Here is a 14363-nt window from a genome sequence, read left to right on the forward strand (position 1 = left end):
GGCTGGACGAACTGGTGGTCAAGCCGGTGGACGGTTCCGGCGGCAAGGGCCTCGTCATCGGCCCCGACGCGTCGAAGGAAGAACTGGACGCCCTGAGGGAGCGGGTCACGGCTGACCCCCGCGGTTGGATCGCGCAGCCAGTCCTCCAGCTCTCAACGGTGCCGACCATGTCCGGCGGTCAGTTCAGTCCCCGCCACGTGGACCTTCGCCCGTTCGCGGTGAACGACGGCGACGACGTCTGGGTGCTGCCGGGTGGGCTCACCCGGGTGGCCATGAAGGAAGGTTCCCTGATTGTGAACTCCAGCCAGGGCGGCGGTTCCAAGGACACCTGGGTGGTCGACGAACAGAATCAGACCCCGGTGCGCCCGGTCGTCGACACCGTGCGTCGCCCAGTCCAGGAACGGGTCTGGCCGATCGAATCGGGGTGGCAGGACCGGCAACCGGAACAACAGCAGCAACAGGCCGATTCGGTTGAAGCCCCAGCCGGGGGACACCGCGTGAACCGTGGAGAGGACACAGTCAATGCTTAGCCGGATCGCTGAATCCCTATTCTGGATTGGTCGTTACGTGGAGCGCGCCGATGGCACGGCCCGTATCCTCGATGTTCACCTGGAGCGCCTGAACCAGATGCCGCGCAGCGAACAGCGCGATGTGTCCCGTCAGCTGCTAGGAGTAATGGGCAGCCGGGCGGAAGGTGACGAGCTTGAACTGTCAGACCTTTTGCAGTCCCTGGCCTACGACCGGACCAGCACCACCTCCATTGCCGGCGCCTTGGGCGCAGCACGTGAGAACGCCCGACGGGCACGGGAGACCGTGTCAGGCAGCGTGTGGGAAAGCCTCAACACCACCTGGTATGGCCTGACCCAGCACCGCAAGGATGTGGTGGGGACCTACCGCTTCTGCCATTGGGTGGTTGAACGTACTGCGATGATCCGGGGCCTGTCGGATACCACCATGAGCCACGACGAAAGCTGGCAGTTCCTGGTGCTGGGCCGGAGCCTTGAGCGGGCGGATATGACAGCGCGTATGTTGTCCACCCACGATGTGCATGCGGCAGGCATGTCCTGGGTCAACATGTTGCGGTGTGCCGGCGCCTACGAGTCATTCCTGCGCACCCGGAGGGCATCGTTTGGCGACCAGCAGGCGGCGGAGTTCCTGCTGTTGGACCGGTTGTTTCCGAGGTCGATCGTGTACGCGCTGAGCGACGCTGAGAAGTGCCTGACCAATCTCAACCCCGCCTACCGCCGGGTCGGGTTTATCAACGATGCCAGCCGAATCGTCGGTCAGGCCCGAACGTTCCTTGAGTTCCACCAGACCGACGACCTGATGTCAGAGTTGCCCGAGCACATGGAGCGCGTCCAGAAGGCCTGTGCCCAGGCTTCCGACGCAATTTCACGCACCTACTTTTCCCAGGCAGACGAGCTGTCCTGGGTGGGAGAACTCTCATGACCCGCTTGCTGATCACCCATCGCACAGGCTACAACTATGTGCGCAAAGTGACTTTGTCCTACAACGAGGCGCGGATGACGCCGCTCACAGACCCCCAGCAGGTGGTCCTTGAGTCGACGTTGAAGGTATCGCCGTCGAGCGCTGCCGTGTCGACATACCGCGATTACTGGGGTACCAGGGTGACCGCGTTCGACATGCAGAGCACCCACGAGGCGCTTGAGGTGACAGCCGTCACCACCGTTGAGGTGAGCCGGATAGAGCGGATTCCTGCCGAGGATGAGGTGGTGACCTGGGATCACCTTCGCTCCGACGAGGTCATCAATGAGTTCGGCGACTGGCTGCCGCAAACCGGGTTGACCGACCCTGACCCGGAAGTCAGCGCTAACGCGTTACGGCTGGCAGCTGATCGCAATCCGCATCAGGCAGTGCACGCGATCTTTGAGTGGATCAAGCAAGAGATGTCCTACGTGCAGGGCGTCACCGGAGTGCAGACCAATGCTCGGGACGCCTGGGACTCACGGAAGGGGGTTTGCCAGGATTTGGCGCATCTCGCAATTGGCGCGTTCCGCAGCATCGGCATTCCCGCACGCTACATTTCGGGGTACCTGCATCCACGCAGCAGCGCAGGCATCGGGGAGACTGTCGCCGGGCAGTCCCACGCCTGGGTCGAGTGGTGGGATGGCGAGTGGCGCGGCTGGGACCCCACGAACAGTGGACCGGTCAGTGACTTCCATGTTTCGGTGGCGCGTGGCCGGGACTATAAGGATGTATCGCCGCTGAAGGGGATTCTGTCAGGCGGCGGCGGGTCGACGTTGAACGTGAAAGTGGAGATCACCCGCGTCGCCTAGGGCAGTTCCGGGCTGCGTTCGTGCGGTACCCCCGGGATGCCGCGATCGGAGGTGCCGGATCGAATTTTTGCGGGCTCGGTGCCTCAACATCGTTGGTCGAAATCGAACTGGTGGTGTTCGCTGTGGGCTTAATCCGGGTGGGTCCTGCTCGCCTGCCTGACGCCGAAGAATGTCAGTGGCAGATGATGTGATGGAGGTATGGAGCAGCAGGAGAAAGCCGGCGGGAACCGCAGCATCGCTGAGGTTTTTACGGCCAGCCTGGGCGCGGCTAGCCCGGGTTCTGTTGACTCGGTTTCGTTGGCTGGATGGATCCATCGTGGAGCACCGGCGAGGTGGCGGGTGTGTTGCGGCGACTCGGGAAGGCCAGCCGGGCCCACCGGTTTGCAGCCAACACGGCGGCCACCGAGGTCGAACTGGCTGGCCCCGAATCGCTGGTCACCCTGTTGCTGCCATGGAATGCCATCCGAAACTCAGCGAAGGAACCCGCTGGAAAACCAGACGGACCAGACGACGGAGCAGCTGAAGGGCCGGCTGGCGGGCCGGGCGACGGAGCAGGTCAGGAACCGGCTGGCGGGCCGGGTCAAGAACCAGCTGACGGACCGGGTCAGGAACTGGCTGGCAGGCCGGGCGGAGTGTCGGGCGGCGGGCCGGGCGGCGGAGCGGGCGTGGCAGCGTCGGATCCGGTGGCGAAGATCTCTGACCTGTTACTGGCCGCGGATCGGCTGCTGTCCTGGGCCACAGCCCGGCAGGCGGAACTGGTCGCTGATCTGCACCGCGAAGTGCAAAGCCTCGCCGCGTCCCAGGCAGCATCCCAGGCAGCGTCGCGGGCCGGGTCGCAGGCCGGGTCGCGGAGGGGGATCAGTAACGGGTTAGGGTTCACCCTGACGGCCGAGGAACTGGCGCCGTTGCTGAACCTTTCAGGGCGGGCCGCGCACCGGTTACTGGGTCAAAGCCTGACCCTGGCCCTGGACCTCCCGAAAACCCTCCAGTGCCTGGGGATGGGAATGGTTTCGGTCCGGCAAGCCCAGGTCATCGTCGATGAAACCCTCACCGTCCCCGACGAAGCGCTTCCCGCCTTCGAGGACGCGGTACTCAAAACCGGCGCCCAGCTCACCGCCCCACGGTTGAAGACCAAATGCCGGCTAGTGCGGGAGAACCCCGAAACGATCACCGCCCGCCGGGCAGCAGCCGCAGCAGACCGCCACGTCGAACTCACCCCGGACGATGACGGCATGGCGTGGCTCTCAGCGTATCTACCCGCCGAGCAAGCCTGCGGCATCGAACACCGGCTCACGTTCATGGCCAGAGCCCTCCAAAACCCCCAAGAGGACCGCACCCTCACCCAACTCAAAGCGGACATCCTCGGAGACCTCCTCACCCACCACTGCACCCCCGGCCCCACAGAAACCACCAGCACACCCAACACCAGCAACACAGGCACTACAGACGCTGCTGGAGGTGCTGCTGGGGCTGCTGTGGCTACTGGTGTTGGCGGTCCTGGTGCTGGGGTTGGGGGTGCGACCAGTGGTGGTGGTGGGTTAGTTGATCTGGCCACGGTACTGGGCGTGCACCCGGTGGTGTTCGTGACCGTACCCGTGATGACCCTGCTCGGCGGCAACACACCAGCCGACCTCGCCGGCTACGGTCCGATCGACCCGGACACCGCCCGGACACTCGCCGCCCACGCACCAGGATTCACCCGGATCCTCACCCACCCCGAAACCGGCACCGTCCTGAGCGTCGGACGCGACCACTACACAGTGCCCCAAAGCCTACGCACCACCATCTTGATCCGAGACAAAACCTGCCGACACCCCGGCTGCAACCGGCCAGCCCCGGCCTGCGATCTCGACCACACCATCCCCTGGCACCAGGGCGGCACCACCAGCTACGACAACCTCGCCGCCCTCTGCCGCAAACACCACAAACTCAAAACCGACGGCTACTGGCACTACCACCAACCCGAACCCGGCACCCTCACCTCACTAACCGGCAAAACCTACACCACCACCCCCGACCCACCACCCTTCTAAAAACGGCGATCACGCGCCGCGGAGGGAAAAAGCAGGTCAGGAATGGGCAGGTCTCAGATCGGGTGGACGAAGTGTTCAGCCAGGACTGAACCCAAGGTCGGCCACGATTTACCTAGCCCGGAAGAACTACCTGCCCCTTGCTAAGGATGGTCAGTCCGGACTCCGTCACAGTGTAGCCGCGGCTAAGGTCCAGCTCGCGGTCAACCCCGATCCTGGCACCGGCCGGCACTCTGACGTTTTTGTCGATGATCGCCCGCCGGACAATAGCCCCCGGACCGATGGACACCTTGTCCATCAGCACCGACCCCGACACAGATGCACCTTCGTCAACAAACACATCGGTGGCAAGGATGGACCCCTGCACCTGGCCTCCGGAAACCACTGCACCGTTCGAGACGATCGAGTCGTGAGCTACACCGGAACCGCCTGACGCGCTGCGGACGAACTTGGCCGGGGGAGAGACACTTTGCCGCGTGTAGATCGGCCATTCCAGGTTGTACAGATTGAATAGTGGCAGGGGAGAGATGAGGTCCATGTTGGCGTCGTAGTACGAGTCGAGAGTTCCGACGTCGCGCCAGTACTGACGGTCCCTGTCCATGGAGCCAGCAATGTCGTTGGAGGTGAAGTCATAGACTGCTGCATCTCCCCGTTCAACGAAATACGGAATGATGTCGCCACCCATGTCGTGCTTGGTGTTCAGCCGGGCAGCGTCTTCTTCGAGGGCCGCGACCAGAGCGTCAGCGGTGAACACATAGTTACCCATCGACGCCAGGAAGCTATTCGGATCGTCGGGCAACCCGGGGGTGCTCTCCGGCTTTTCGACGAACCCGGAAATCCGGCCTGAACCATCGGTCTGGATGACGCCGAACTGGTCAACCAGGTTCATTGGCTGCCGGACCGCCGCGACACTGGCCGATGCACCGCTGGCAATGTGAGCAGCAACCATCTGCTCGAAGTCCATCCGGTAGACGTGGTCGGCGCCAATCACCACCACAATGTCAGGGTTCGCATCGTGGATCAGATTGAGGGATTGGTAGATGGCGTTGGCACTGCCCAGAAACCAGCTTTTTCCTCGCCGTTGCTGCGCCGGGACCGACGCCACATACTGCTGCAGCTGGGTGGACATGCGCCAGGTCTCGGAAATGTGGCGGTCCAGGCTGTGGGACTTGTACTGGGTGAGCACCACAATTTCCAGGTACCCCGAGTTTACGAGGTTCGAGAGTGCGAAATCGATCAGCCGGTAAATGCCGCCAAACGGCACTGCGGGCTTCGCACGATCGGCCGTGAGTGGCATGAGTCGTTTTCCCTCGCCCCCGGCTAGGACGATCGCCAGTACTTTTTTCAATGCCACGAATGGCCCCCTGCCCTACTGTTGCTCTTCATTGAGTTATTACCTCTTGATTGACTCACACTAGATGAGATGGCCGCGCTGCACTACGTTTGGAAACGTGCGTATAGACATTGTGACAAAAGAGTTCCCACCCGAGATCTACGGCGGCGCCGGAGTGCACGTTGCTGAGCTAAGCCGAGTGCTGGCCAGCCAGGTGGATTTGCGGGTTCACTGCTTCGGCGCGGAGCGGAGTCCCGATTATCACGGGGCGACCGTGAGCACCTACCTGCCCCCGGCCGAGTTGAACCGCTCGAACGCCGCGGTACAGACCTTCGGCACCGATCTGGCGATGCTGGACGGGCTGGCTGGCGCGGATGTGGTGCACTCCCACACCTGGTACGCGAACATGGCGGGGCATCTCGCATCCCTCCTGTACGGGGTGCCGCATGTCCTCAGTGCCCACAGTCTCGAGCCGTTACGGCCGTGGAAGGCTGAGCAGCTCGGCGGTGGCTACGCGCTGTCTTCGTGGGCCGAACGAACCTCCTACGAGGCCGCCGCAGCGGTCATTGCCGTCTCGCATGGGATGCGCGCGGATATCCTGCGCAGCTACCCGGATGTTGACCCCGATAAGGTGCAGGTCGTGCACAACGGCATCGATGTGAGCCTCTGGGAACGGGATACCAACCACGACGCCGTCAGGAAGTTGGGCATCGACCCGGACCGCCCCAGCGTGGTGTTCGTGGGACGGAACACCCGTCAGAAAGGCGTTCCCTACCTCCTCCGTGCAGCGGCGCTGCTGGAGCCCGGCGTGCAGTTGGTGCTCTGTCTCGGTGCCGCCGACACTCCCGAGCTGGCAGCCGAAACCGCTCAGCTGATCGCCGAGCTGGAAGCCAAGCGCGGATCGGTGGTGCTGATCGAACGCATGTTGCCCCGGAATGAGCTCATCCAGGTCCTGAGCACGGCGACCGTCTTCGCCTGCCCCTCCATCTACGAGCCCCTCGGCATCGTGAACCTTGAGGCGATGGCGTGCGGCGCGGCAGTCGTTGCCAGCGCCACCGGAGGCATCCCGGAGGTGGTCGACGACGGCGTGACCGGCACCCTGGTCCCGCTGGAACAGGTGACCGACGGTACGGGTATCCCCTTGGATCCTGAACGGTTCGTCACCGACTTCGCGGCGGCCGTAAACGCCCTGGTTGCAGACCCGGACCGGGCCCGCCGGATGGGTGAGGCGGGGCGCCGTCGCGCTGAAGAGCACTTCTCGTGGGACTCGATTGCTGAGTCCACCCTCGAGGTCTACCGTTCAGTGATCCCCAAGACCTGAGCACACCGGCAACCCGGTAGTTCCTGACACCGCCCAGCGTAGGGTGGCGTACCACCATCAACCACGGAGGACTCATCAGTGACCGAACACCCCAGCCCAGTGTCACCGGACTCACCCAACTCACCGGATTCGCCGGACTCAGCAGCTTCGGCGCCTTCGCCCGATGAGGCGAATGTTCCCGAGTTGAATGAGACGGAGGTCGACGAGGCAGTGATGGACGAGTCTGCCGAGAACCCGGCCCTCGACGAGGGGCGGGTCACCACCCCCGTCGATGAAGAGAACGAGGATGACGACCCGCGCCAGGTTTAGGTGCGTCTTTAGCGCTTCGCTTTAGCCTTCGCCTTGCGGGCCAGCACCGTTTTCTCGTCGATGGGGAACGTACCGCTGGCCCGCTGCTGCCGCGCGTAGGCCATCGCTTCGTCCTGGCGTTTCTTCTCCGCACCGGTGGCAATCGCTGACCGCAGATGTTCAGGGCCGTACCCAAAGGCGTCAACAAGATCGACGGCGTGGGGGCGGATCTTCGCGAGCAGACGGTTGATGTACGGCGAGAGCGTCCGGGCCCGCTGGGTGGAAAGCCGGCCGTTCATCAGATACCAGGCGAGATTGCGCTCAATCAGGCACAACCCAAACAGGTCCCGCACCCAGGTGAGCACCTGTTTGGTGCCCGCGTCATCGACCTGGTGAACTGCGGCGGTGAACGCCTCCCACTGCAGCAGTTCCGCGTGTGCCTTGGCCGTCTCGATCAGTTCGTGCTGATGTTCGTTGAACTTCTCGGCGGCGGCTTCCTGTGGCAGCTTCCGTACCCCGCGCAGCTCGCCGGCCAGTTCAGCGACCATGGCCTCGACGCGGTCGGACAGCAGCTCGTGCTGGGTGTGTTCATCCCGCAGCGCGATCGCGGATTTCCGTTCGGATCCGGCGTCGACCACGGTCTGCACTACCCGCCGCAGACCCGAGCGGTGCAGGGTTTTCTCGGCACGCTGGGTGACCACGTAGCGTGCGAGCACACCGAAGTCGACGCCGCTGAACTCTTTCGCGTAATCCGCGAGGAGGCGCTTGGCCACCAGTTGCAGCAGGACGTTGTTATCACCCTCAAAGGTTGCGTAGACATCCATGTCCGCACGCAGGGAGGTAAACCTGTTCTCGGTCAGGAACCCTGCCCCACCACAGGCTTCCCGGCATTCCTGCAGCGTGTCGAGGGCATGCCAGGTCGACAACGGCTTGAGCGCGGCTGCGAGGGTTTCGAGGTCCTGACGATCCTCGTCTGTGTCGTGGGCGCCGGAGAAGACGTCGTCGAACTTGGCCAGCAGTTCCTCGTGGGCGAAGGATGCCGCGTAGGTGGCGGCTATCAGGGGGAGGAGCCTGCGCTGGTGCTGCTGGTAGTCGAGGAGCACCTCTTCCTTGAGGTCCGAACCCGCGTTGAACTGCCGCCGCTCCACTGAGTACTGCACAGCGGTTTTCAGCGCGAGTTTGGTGACAGCCACCGCCGCTCCGTCCAGTGAGACGCGACCCTGCACCAGGGTGCCGAGCATGGTGAAGAAACGACGTCCGGGAGAAGCAATCGGCGAGGTGTACACGCCTTCACTGTCGACGTTGCCGTAACGGTTGAGCAGGTTGGTGCGGGGGATCCGCACCTTGGTGAAGTGGAGCCGACCGTTGTCGATGCCGTTGAGTCCACCCTTCAGCCCGTCGTCTTCGCCACCGATTCCCGGCATGAAGTTGCCATCAGCATCGCGAAGCTCAACGTAGAACGCGTGAACCCCATGGTTCACCCCGCCAGTAATGAGCTGCGCAAAGAGGACTGCGGCCCGGCCGTCGATCGCCGCGTTACCGATGTAGTCCTTCCAGGCCGCCCTGAATGGGGTGTGAATCTCGAACTCGTCGGTTTCGGGCTGGTAGACCGCGGTGGTGGCGATGCTGGCGACATCGGACCCGTGTCCGGTTTCGGTCATCGCGAAACAACCCGGGATGTCCATGTTCATGATGCCCGGAATCCACGCCCGGTGATGTTCGGCCGTGCCCAGGTGGAGCACCGCGCTGCCGAAGAGGCCCCACTGCACTCCCGCCTTGATCTGCAACGATGGGTCAGCGACAACCAGCTCCTCGAAGCCCGCAATATTGGCTCCGTGATTGTCTTCACCGCCGAGTTCAGCGGGAAACGCCCGGTGCACTGCCTTGTTCTCCACCAGGTAGTGCAGTTGATCAAAGCAGCGGCTCCGCTGGTCTGCGTGGGACTGCCCCTCGATTCGGTGGACTTCCGGGCGACCCGCGAGCTCGCGGGCAACCCGGCGGGTGGCTGCCCACCGGCCCAGCAGCAGCTCACCCAGCGCTTCGACGTCGACTACGGCGCGGTCGTCGTCGTGGATGGCCGCCGTTGCGGGAACGTTGAGCTCGGATCGCGTGGCTGTCTGTGTCATGGGGTGTCCTCCAGAACTGAAATGGTGCTAGCGGGTGTTGGAACGTGATTGGCGATGCCCTCGAAGAGCCAGGTGGTGAGTTGCTCGCTGAGCTGGGCCTCGGTGGGTTTTGTGGGGCCGTCTGGGGTGGCGAGCCATAGCTCGCCGGCCGCCCGGACCATGCCGATCGCCGCCTGCGGCCAGAGGGTGAGCGCCGGGCCACCGAGCTGCCTGGCCCGTGGATCGGAGGCGAGGAACGATTTCATCGGACTGGCGAGCATGCTGGTGACCGCCTCGAAGAAGTGGCTCAACAATTCGGACGTTTGGGGGTCAGCAGGATTGGTGAGAGCGTCCGCGGCGCCCAACCGGGTGACAAAGGCGTACACATTGGGTGAGGTCTGGGCCAACTGCAGGTATGCCGACACCATCGCGTGGAGCCCCTCGCGTGGTGAGGCCGCCTGCCGTGCCGCATCGAGCACCTTGTCCTGCATCTGGGCGATAACCACCTCGCCCATGGCCTGCTGCAGCCCGGCTTTGTCACCGAAATAGCGGTAGTACACGGATTTGGACGTGCCAGCGGCCGTGGCGATGTCTTCCATCGATGCGCTGTAGCCGAGCGAATGCACCGCGCGGCGGGCGGTTTTCACCAGTGCACGACGTCGTTTGTCCCGGTGCGCTTGCCACCGACTTGAGCGACCATCGCCGGCTGCCGCGGCGGGACGTGCTGCTGGTCTTGGCGCAAGGGCCTGCTTGTTCACGATACTCAGCGTATCAGGTACGCTGAGTATCGGTAACTCACCGTTTTGGCGAAGGAGAATCACAGCATGGTCGACCAATCAGCAGAGCAGGGCAGCACGCAGCCCTCCACATCCGTCCGCAACGCGGTGGTCATTGGCGGAAACCGGATCCCATTCGCACGGTCCGGCGGGCCTTACGCGTATTCCTCCAACAAGGACATGCTGACCGCGGCGATTGACGGCCTCGTGGCACGGTTCGGTTTGCAGGGGGAGCGGATCGGCGAAGTCGCGGCCGGAGCCGTACTGAAGCACTCACGCGACTTCAACCTCACCCGAGAAGCAGTACTGGGTTCAGCCCTGGCGGCCGACACTCCCGCCTACGATGTGCAGCAGGCCTGCGCGACCGGCCTTGAAACCGTCATCGGCCTGGCCAACAAAATCAAGCTCGGGCAGATCGAATCAGGTATTGCCGGCGGCGTGGACTCAGCCTCCGATGCGCCAATCGCCGTCAGCGAAGGACTACGCCGCGTCCTCCTTGACCTGTCCCGCGCAAAGACCACACCCCAGAAGCTTTCCGTCCTCAGCCGCCTCCGGCCCCGGGACCTCACGCCCAACGCCCCAACGACCGGCGAGCCGCGCACCGGCCTGTCAATGGGCGAGCATCAGGCCATCACCACCGCCAAATGGGAGATCACCCGCGAGGCACAGGATCAGCTGGCGCTGAACAGCCACCACAACCTCGCCGCAGCCTACGACCGGGGATTCTTCTCCGACCTGGTCACCCCGTACCGCGGCGTCACCCGGGACGCCAATCTCAGGGCCGATACCTCGCTGGAGAAACTGGCCAAGCTGAAGCCTGTCTTCGGTAAGGGCGCAGCCGGGGCCACCATGACGGCAGGCAACTCCACCCCCTTGACCGACGGCGCGGCCACGGTCCTGCTCGGTTCAGAAGATTACGCCCGCCGGCACAACCTGCCCATGCTCGCCAACGTGGTGGACGCAGAGGCTGCAGCAGTGGACTTCGTGCACGGCGCCGAAGGCCTCCTCATGGCACCGGTCTACGCGATGCCCCGGATGTTGCAGCGCAACGGGCTGACCTTCGACGATTTCGACTTCTTCGAAATCCACGAAGCTTTCGCCGGTACCGTGCTCAGTTCCCTCGCAGCATGGGAGAACGAAGACTTCTGCCGGAATACGCTGGGGCTCGACGGCGCCCTCGGCACCGTCGACCGGAGCAAACTCAACGTCAATGGCTCATCGCTGGCCGCGGGCCACCCCTTTGCCGCGACCGGCGGCCGGATCGTTGCGTCGCTCGCCAAGACACTGGCAGAGAAGGGTTCGGGTAGGGGACTGATCTCCGTGTGCGCTGCGGGCGGCATGGGCGTCGTCGCCATTCTGGAGGCACGCGAACAGTGACTGACAACTACCTGAACCTGGTCAACTCCGGTCCTGCCGGAAAGCTCGCCAAGAAGCTGGGGCTGCCTCGACCGGCGGTACTCCGCAGGCACAAACAGGGCGCACCTCTGGTCCCCGGACCGTTGTTGGTGCTCGGAGCTGGGGCTGCGGCCGACTCGCTCGCCTCCGAGTTGCTCGGATGGAACCAGGATGTCCGCCGCCACGCCGCGCCCGGTGAGAAGCTCGGCGCCGTCGTCGTCGTGCTGGAAAACGTCACGGCACCCGGTGACCTCGGCGCCCCCATCCTGGAACTCGGTCAGGCAGTGCGCCAGCTTGCGCGTGGCGGCCGCATCGTCACGGTCTCCCGTCCGGCGAAGGAAACCACCGACCCCGCCGAGGCTGCAGCCAGGCAGGGAATCGACGGAATTGTCAGGTCGGTCGGCCGGGAACTGCGTGCCGGTGCCACCGCAAACGGCATTCTGCTCCGCGACGGCGCCTCGGTGCAGGCCGCCGCCGGTGCCCTTAGGTTCCTGCTGTCCGGAAAAAGCGCCTTCGTCAGCGGGCAGTTCATCACCGTCCGCGACAGCGGGCAGGCCGGCGGCCAGGACGAGGACCGTCCGCTGGCCGGCCAGACGGCCGTCGTCACCGGTGCTGCCCGCGGTATCGGCGCCGAAATCGCGGCGGTGCTGAGCCGCGACGGAGCGCAGGTGGTCGTCGTGGACGTGCCGGCTGCCGGAGAGCAGCTCGCCGCAGTGGCCAACCGGATTGGCGGGACCGCCCTGCAGTTGGACATCACCACTGCTGACGCTGCCGCGAGGATACTTGAGCATGTGCAGCAACGGTATGGCTCCCTGGATCTGCTGGTGCACAACGCCGGAATCACCCGCGACAAGCTGCTCGCGAACATGGATACCGCCCGATGGGACTCGGTACTGGCAGTGAATCTTGAGTCGCAGCTGCGAATCAATGAGACGTTGCTCGGCTCCGAGGTGTTTGCTGCAACTGGCCGGATTGTCTGTCTCGCCTCGACCAGCGGCATCGCAGGCAACCGTGGCCAGTCCAACTACGCAGCCTCCAAGGCCGGGGTGATCGGCATGGTGCGCAGCACCGGCGTGGCCCTTGACGGCACCGATCGCACGATTAACGCCGTCGCGCCCGGATTCATCGAAACCGAGATGACAGCGAAAATGCCTTTCGCGACCCGTGAAGCGGCACGCCGCCTGAGCAGCCTGCAGCAGGGCGGACTGCCCATCGATGTGGCTGAGACGATTGCATTCCTCGCGTCGCCGGCCGCTGCTGGGGTCAATGGAGAGGTGCTCCGCGTGTGCGGACAGTCTCTGGTGGGCGCGTGAGCGAGCTAATCCTGGACTCGGTTCCGGGACTCCCGTCGCTGTACCGCAGCGCCCTGATCAGCAGTGTTCCACTGCCGTGGGCCCGCGGGCGGTCGGCCAAAGGTTCAGGCATCCCGGAACTGCCGACCGTCCGGCATAGCGTTGCAGGAGTCCAGGCTTCGGTCGCCGACCTGACCAGGTTCCAGCAGTTGATCGGGGCGCCAGCCCACGACCTGCTGCCGTCTGGTTTCATCCACACCATTGCGTTCCCGGTGGCGATGAGCGTCATGGCACGAGCGGATTTCCCGCTGCCGCTGCTCGGAATGATCCACCTCCGAAATTCGGTTGAACACCGGCGAGCGATTCACTTCAGCGAAAAACTCAGCATTTCCGCCTGGGCTGGAGACCTGCGCCCCCACCCTTCCGGCGCCCAGGTGGACCTGGTCACCGAAGTCACCGTGGCGGGCGAAGCCGTGTGGACCGGCCGCTCCACCTATCTCGCGAAAGGGTCGCGGCTGGCGGGCGCAGCTATCGCACCGAAAGAGGAACGGACCACCTTCGTTCCACCCCGGCTCACCACCCTGTGGGACCTCCCGGGGAGTACTGGGCGCAGCTATGCGGCGGTGTCGGGGGATTACAACCCGATCCACCTCAATGCCCTGGCGGCCAAGGCACTCGGGATGAAGCAGACCATCGCTCACGGCATGTATCTCGCGTCGCGCATGGTCCAGGAGAGCAAACCGGCCGGGGTGGAATCATTCGCCTGGAGCATCGACTTCCGGTCACCGGTGCTGCTGCCCGCCCGGGTGGCCCTGGCCATCACGCCGCGTCAGGAAGCTGGCACCTGGCGCGGAGCCGAGATCACCGCCTGGAATGCCCGTCGCGCCCGCGAGCATTTTACGGGCACCCTCACCCGGCTGGCCGGGACGGACTAGCCGAGCAGGTCCTGCCCATGCGGCACCAGCTGCCCTTCCCACTCACCGGTGGGGAGGGCAGCTGGCGTTGGGCGTCTGTTGTTCGGGCCTAAACTGTGATCATGAGCGAGAACGTACCCCTGCTTACCCGTGCCCGCGCCCTCGACGCCGCGGACCCCCTGTCCAGTTACCGGTCCAGGTTCGAGGGTCATGACGATCCCGACGTTGTTGCCTATCTGGACGGCAACTCGCTGGGCCGGCCACTGACTGACACGCTGGGACGGCTTGAGTCCTTTGTCCGCGAGCAGTGGGCAGGCAGGCTCATCCGGGGCTGGGATGAAGGCTGGCTGGACCTGCCGGAGCAGGTAGGTGACCTGATTGGGCGGGTGGCGATTGGTGCCGCGGCAGGCCAGTGCACGGTCGCCGATTCGACCAGTGTGTTGCTGTACAAACTTGCCCGTGCAGCGGTCGCCGCCCGGCCCGGACGCACCGAGATCGTCATTGACCGGGACAATTTTCCCACTGACCGTTTCATCATGGAGGGTATCGCCGCCGAGCGGGGACTCCAGCTGCGCTGGGTGGAACTCCAGTACGACGGCGGTGCTACCCCCG

Annotated in this window: 12 protein-coding genes and 1 pseudogene (1 of these 13 running past the window's edge); 10 read left to right on the forward strand and 3 right to left on the reverse strand. The window is 64.4% G+C overall.

Annotated elements, in window-relative coordinates; translation table 11 throughout:
• The 4 genes from B384_RS18340 to B384_RS19670 form a co-directional block, all read left to right on the forward strand.
• Window positions 1–530, forward strand: a 530-nt coding sequence (locus tag B384_RS18340) for a circularly permuted type 2 ATP-grasp protein (RefSeq protein WP_035766793.1), incomplete at its 5' end; no start/stop codon positions are given.
• Window positions 523–1449, forward strand: a complete 927-nt coding sequence (locus B384_RS0108445; RefSeq protein WP_019482679.1) for an alpha-E domain-containing protein — start codon at window positions 523–525, stop codon at window positions 1447–1449. The genes B384_RS18340 and B384_RS0108445, both read left to right, overlap by 8 nt.
• Complete coding sequence (locus tag B384_RS0108450) at window positions 1446–2297, forward strand: transglutaminase family protein (RefSeq protein WP_019482680.1); 852 nt, start codon at window positions 1446–1448, stop codon at window positions 2295–2297. The genes B384_RS0108445 and B384_RS0108450 overlap by 4 nt, the downstream gene beginning before the upstream one ends.
• 305 nt (window positions 2298–2602) lie before the next feature.
• Entirely contained in the window at window positions 2603–4330 is a 1728-nt protein-coding gene (locus tag B384_RS19670; RefSeq protein WP_083850889.1) for an HNH endonuclease signature motif containing protein, read from the forward strand.
• A 112-nt stretch (window positions 4331–4442) separates the two neighbouring features.
• Here B384_RS19670 and glgC read toward each other — a convergent pair whose 3' ends face one another.
• The gene (glgC, locus tag B384_RS18350; RefSeq protein ID WP_024476520.1) at window positions 4443–5681 is read right to left on the reverse strand and encodes a glucose-1-phosphate adenylyltransferase; all 1239 of its coding nucleotides are present in this window, start codon (window positions 5679–5681) and stop codon (window positions 4443–4445) included.
• A gap of 97 nt (window positions 5682–5778) precedes the next feature.
• On the opposite strand from glgC, the gene glgA reads away from it, so the two are divergent.
• Both glgA and B384_RS20800 read left to right on the forward strand, forming a co-directional pair.
• Window positions 5779–6981, forward strand: coding sequence for a glycogen synthase (gene glgA / locus B384_RS0108465; RefSeq protein ID WP_035766795.1), 1203 nt, complete (start codon window positions 5779–5781; stop codon window positions 6979–6981).
• A gap of 78 nt (window positions 6982–7059) precedes the next feature.
• On the forward strand, window positions 7060–7290 hold the full coding sequence (locus B384_RS20800; protein WP_019482684.1) for a hypothetical protein: 231 nt from the start codon (window positions 7060–7062) through the stop codon (window positions 7288–7290).
• Between the two features lie 8 nt (window positions 7291–7298).
• On the opposite strand, the gene B384_RS0108475 is transcribed toward B384_RS20800, so the two are convergent.
• Complete coding sequence (locus B384_RS0108475; protein ID WP_019482685.1) at window positions 7299–9395, reverse strand: acyl-CoA dehydrogenase family protein; 2097 nt, start codon at window positions 9393–9395, stop codon at window positions 7299–7301.
• Window positions 9392–10132 carry a TetR/AcrR family transcriptional regulator gene (locus B384_RS0108480; protein WP_237715271.1) on the reverse strand — a complete coding sequence of 247 codons (741 nt, stop codon included), beginning with the start codon at window positions 10130–10132 and terminating at the stop codon, window positions 9392–9394. The genes B384_RS0108475 and B384_RS0108480 overlap by 4 nt, the downstream gene beginning before the upstream one ends.
• Window positions 10133–10198: 66 nt before the next feature.
• On the opposite strand from B384_RS0108480, the gene B384_RS0108485 reads away from it, so the two are divergent.
• The 4 genes and pseudogenes from B384_RS0108485 to B384_RS0108500 all read left to right on the forward strand — a co-directional run.
• Entirely contained in the window at window positions 10199–11527 is a 1329-nt protein-coding gene (locus B384_RS0108485; protein ID WP_019482687.1) for an acetyl-CoA C-acetyltransferase, read from the forward strand.
• On the forward strand, window positions 11524–12858 hold the full coding sequence (locus tag B384_RS0108490; protein ID WP_019482688.1) for a 3-oxoacyl-ACP reductase: 1335 nt from the start codon (window positions 11524–11526) through the stop codon (window positions 12856–12858). The genes B384_RS0108485 and B384_RS0108490 overlap by 4 nt, the downstream gene beginning before the upstream one ends.
• Complete coding sequence (locus tag B384_RS0108495) at window positions 12855–13772, forward strand: MaoC family dehydratase (protein ID WP_019482689.1); 918 nt, start codon at window positions 12855–12857, stop codon at window positions 13770–13772. Before B384_RS0108490 ends, B384_RS0108495 begins: the two co-directional genes overlap by 4 nt.
• 101 nt (window positions 13773–13873) lie before the next feature.
• Window positions 13874–14363, forward strand: a pseudogene (locus B384_RS0108500) (kynureninase) (it continues 743 nt past the right edge of the window).

The sequence above is a fragment of the Arthrobacter sp. TB 23 genome (genome assembly GCF_000294595.1).
GTDB lineage: Bacteria > Actinomycetota > Actinomycetes > Actinomycetales > Micrococcaceae > Arthrobacter_D.

Excerpts from the sequence above, each read along its gene's own strand:
- B384_RS0108445 (WP_019482679.1), top strand. The coding sequence starts at position 523 with ATGCTTAGCCGGATCGCTGAATCCCTATTCTGGATTGGTCGTTACGTG.
- B384_RS0108450 (WP_019482680.1), top strand. The coding sequence starts at position 1,446 with ATGACCCGCTTGCTGATCACCCATCGCACAGGCTACAACTATGTGCGC.
- B384_RS19670 (WP_083850889.1), top strand. The coding sequence starts at position 2,603 with ATGGATCCATCGTGGAGCACCGGCGAGGTGGCGGGTGTGTTGCGGCGA.
- B384_RS0108475 (WP_019482685.1), bottom strand. The coding sequence starts at position 9,395 with ATGACACAGACAGCCACGCGATCCGAGCTCAACGTTCCCGCAACGGCG.
- B384_RS0108485 (WP_019482687.1), top strand. The coding sequence starts at position 10,199 with ATGGTCGACCAATCAGCAGAGCAGGGCAGCACGCAGCCCTCCACATCC.